The organism is Burkholderia sp. Ac-20384, assembly GCF_017104605.1.
GTDB lineage: Bacteria > Pseudomonadota > Gammaproteobacteria > Burkholderiales > Burkholderiaceae > Burkholderia > Burkholderia lata.
Genome location: NZ_JAAGPE010000529.1, coordinates 1 through 3,445, shown reverse-complemented (window position 1 = coordinate 3,445; position 3,445 = coordinate 1). Strand labels below are relative to the sequence as shown.

3 protein-coding genes are annotated in these 3,445 nt (G+C 67.4%); all 3 read right to left on the bottom strand.

Going from position 1 to position 3,445, the window contains the following annotated elements:
• Positions 1-1,610, bottom strand: a 1,610-nt coding sequence (locus tag G3O00_RS41155) for a methyl-accepting chemotaxis protein (RefSeq protein WP_206146430.1), incomplete at its 3' end; no start/stop codon positions are given.
• Between the two features lie 37 nt (positions 1,611-1,647).
• Complete coding sequence (gene cheW / locus G3O00_RS41150; protein WP_043185043.1) at positions 1,648-2,163, bottom strand: chemotaxis protein CheW; 516 nt, start codon at positions 2,161-2,163, stop codon at positions 1,648-1,650.
• Between the two features lie 51 nt (positions 2,164-2,214).
• The coding region (locus G3O00_RS41145) for a chemotaxis protein CheW (protein ID WP_206146429.1) at positions 2,215-3,445 on the bottom strand (1,231 nt) is incomplete at its 5' end.

Sequence of the window (3,445 nt, the reverse complement as noted above, 5' to 3'; positions counted from 1 at the left end):
GCGGGCGCGTGCGCGACCGGCCGCGCCACACCGCGCGACGGCGCGAGCGTGATGCCGCCCATCACGCGCCAGCCCGACACGATCGTCTTCATCTGGCGCGTCTGCTCTTCGAGCGACGCAGCCGCGGCCGCCGCCTGCTCGACGAGCGCCGCGTTCTGCTGCGTGACCGAATCCATCTGGCCGACCGCGCGGTTGACCTGCTCGATGCCGGTCGACTGCTCGTCCGACGCGGCGCTGATCTCGCCCATGATGTCGGTCACGCGGCGCACGGCCTGCACGATCTCGTCCATCGTCGAGCCGGCGCGTGACACGAGCGCCGACCCGCTTTCGACCTTCTCGGCCGAATCGCCGATCAGCGTCTTGATTTCCTTCGCGGCGCTCGCGCTGCGCTGTGCGAGCGAGCGCACTTCGCCCGCGACCACCGCGAAGCCGCGGCCCTGTTCACCCGCGCGGGCGGCTTCGACCGCCGCGTTCAGCGCGAGGATGTTGGTCTGGAACGCGATGCCTTCGATCGTGCCGATGATGTCGACGACCTTGCCCGAGCTCGCCGCGATGTCCTGCATCGTCGACACGACCTGGCCGACCACGTCGCCGCCCTGCGTCGCGATGTCCGATGCGTTCACCGCGAGCTGGCTGGCCTGCCGCGCATTCTCCGCGTTCTGCCGCACGGTGCCCGTCAGCTGCTCCATGCTCGACGCGGTTTCCTGCAGCGAGGCGGCCTGCTCCTCGGTACGCTGCGACAGGTCGGTGTTGCCGGTCGAGATCTCGCGCGCGCCGACGTCGATCGACTCGGTGCCGCGATGCACGGCCTGCACCATCGTCGTGACGGCGTCCTGCATCCGCTTGATGCCGCCGAACAGGCGGCCGATCTCGTTCGTGCTGAACACGTTGACCGGCTGCGTGAGGTCGCCGCCGGCGATGCGCTCGAAGTGCGCGATCGCGTCCTCGAGCGGCTGCACGATCAGCCCGCGCAGCGCGAAGCGGATCGCGATCACGACGACGAACGCGATCGCGATGCCGGCCGCGATCAGCCCGATCATCAGCGAGATCTGCGATTGCGTCGCGGCCTGGCGATCTTCCGCGCGCTTCTGCAGCGATGCGATCACGGCCGACGCGGCCTGGTCGTACGCGACGAACATCGGGCTGATCTTGGTATCGGCGACCGCGTGGTACGCGGCCATGTCGCCCGCGCGCGCGGCCGCGAATTCGGGCTCGACGCCTTCCTTCACGATCGTCGTGTAGCGGGTCGTGAGTTCGTCGACGAGCGCCTGCTCGACGCCGAGCTTCGGCGTCGACTGGAACGCCTGCCAGTTCTGGTTCGACTTCGCGTACAGCTCCTGCGCGCGGTCGAGCACCTTGGCCGCTTCGGCCGTGTTGCCGCCTTCCGTCAGCGAACGGAAGCGGTCGAGCGACACGCGCGCGCGCAGCAGATACGACGACGTGTCGTCGAGCGTGTGGATCGCCGGCAGGTCGACGTGCGCGATCTCGTCGAGCGAGCGGCTCGCGTGATTCAGCGCGTACAGGCCGAGCCCGCCGACAGCTGCGGCCAGCGCCACGAGGATGAGTCCGACCACCGTGAGCGTCGTGCGGATCGACCAGTTATGCAACATTGCAGATTCTCCCGAAATTCCTGCGCGCGCGGCGCGCTTACCCGCCGAGCGTCTCGATCAGCGCCATTTCACGGCTCGACATCAGCTTCTCGATGTCCATCAGGATCAGCATCCGGCCGTCGACCGTGCCGAGGCCCGTCAGGTACTCGGTCGTCAGCGTCGCGCCGAATTCCGGCGCCGGCATGATCTGGTCGGTCTGCAGCGTCAGCACGTCCGACACGCCGTCGACCACCATCCCGACCACGCGATGCGCGACGTTCAGGATGATCACGACGGTCTGGTGGTCGTACTCGACGCGGCCGAGATGGAACTTGATCCGCATGTCGACGATCGGCACGATGATCCCGCGCAGGTTGATCACGCCCTTGATGAACTCCGGCGCGTTCGCGATGCGCGTGACGCTGTCGTAGCCGCGGATTTCCTGCACCTTCAGGATGTCGATCCCGTATTCCTCGTCACCGAGCGTGAACACGAGGAATTCCTGGCCCGTCGCGTCGCCTTGCTCCGCGTCGCGACGGCTCGTTGCCGCGTTCGCCGCGGCCGGATTGATCATTTGGACTTCAGCAGCCACGTTGGCCCCCAAGCGGTTGAATGGCGAGAGACATCAGAACATCGCGAGCTCGGCGCCGGCACGGGCGCCGTGCATCGCACGGGTTTCGCGGTTCAGCGCCGCGACGTCGACGATCAACGCGACGCTGCCGTCGCCGAGGATGGTCGCCGCCGAGATGCCGTGCACCTTGCGGTAATTGGTTTCGAGGTTCTTCACGACCACCTGCTGCTGGCCGACCAGTTCGTCGATCAGCATCGCGAAGCGGCGTCCCTCGGTTTCCATGATCGTGACGATCCCTTGCGTCGGGTCGGTACGCGCATCGTCGACCGAGAACACCTCGTGCAGCGCGACGAGCGGCAGGTATTCGCCGCGTACGCGCACCACGCGCTCGCCGTTGCCGACCGTGTAGATGTCGTCGTTCGACGGCTGCAGCGACTCCATCACGAAGTTCAGCGGCAGGATGAAGATCTCGTTGCCGACCTTCACCGACATCCCGTCGAGAATCGCGAGCGTCAGCGGCAGCACGATCCGCGTGGTCGTGCCGCGGCCGGCCACCGACGTGATCTCGACGTGGCCGCCCATCGACTGGATGTTGCGCTTCACGACGTCCATCCCGACGCCACGGCCCGACACGTCGGTCACCGTCTCGGCGGTCGAGAAGCCCGGCGCGAAGATCAGCTGCCAGACTTCGTCGTCGCTGATGTTGTCGGACACCTGCATGCCCTGTTTCGCGGCCTTCGCGAGAATGCGTTCGCGGTTCAGGCCCGCGCCGTCGTCGCTCACCTCGATCACGATGTTGCCGCCGTGATGCGCGGCCGACAGCACGAGCTGGCCCACGGCGTCCTTGCCGGCGGCGACGCGCTTGTCGACCGTCTCGATCCCGTGGTCGAGGCTGTTGCGCACGAGGTGGGTCAGCGGATCGATGATCCGTTCGATCAGGCTCTTGTCGAGCTCGGTCGCCTGGCCGAACGTGACGAGTTCGACCTGCTTGCCGAGCTTGCCGGCGAGGTCGCGCACGAGGCGCGGGAAGCGGCTGAACACGTAGTCCATCGGCATCATGCGGATCGACATCACGGCTTCCTGCAGGTCGCGCGCGTTGCGCTCGAGCTGAGCCATCCCGTTGAACAGGCGGTCGTGCAGCGCCGGATCGAACGCGCTCGCGGTTTCCGCGAGCATCGCCTGCGTGATCACGAGTTCGCCGACCAGGTTGATCAGCTGGTCGACCTTCTCGACGCCGACGCGGATCGAGCTGCCTTCGGCGCCCGCTGCGGCCGGGCGGGCGCGA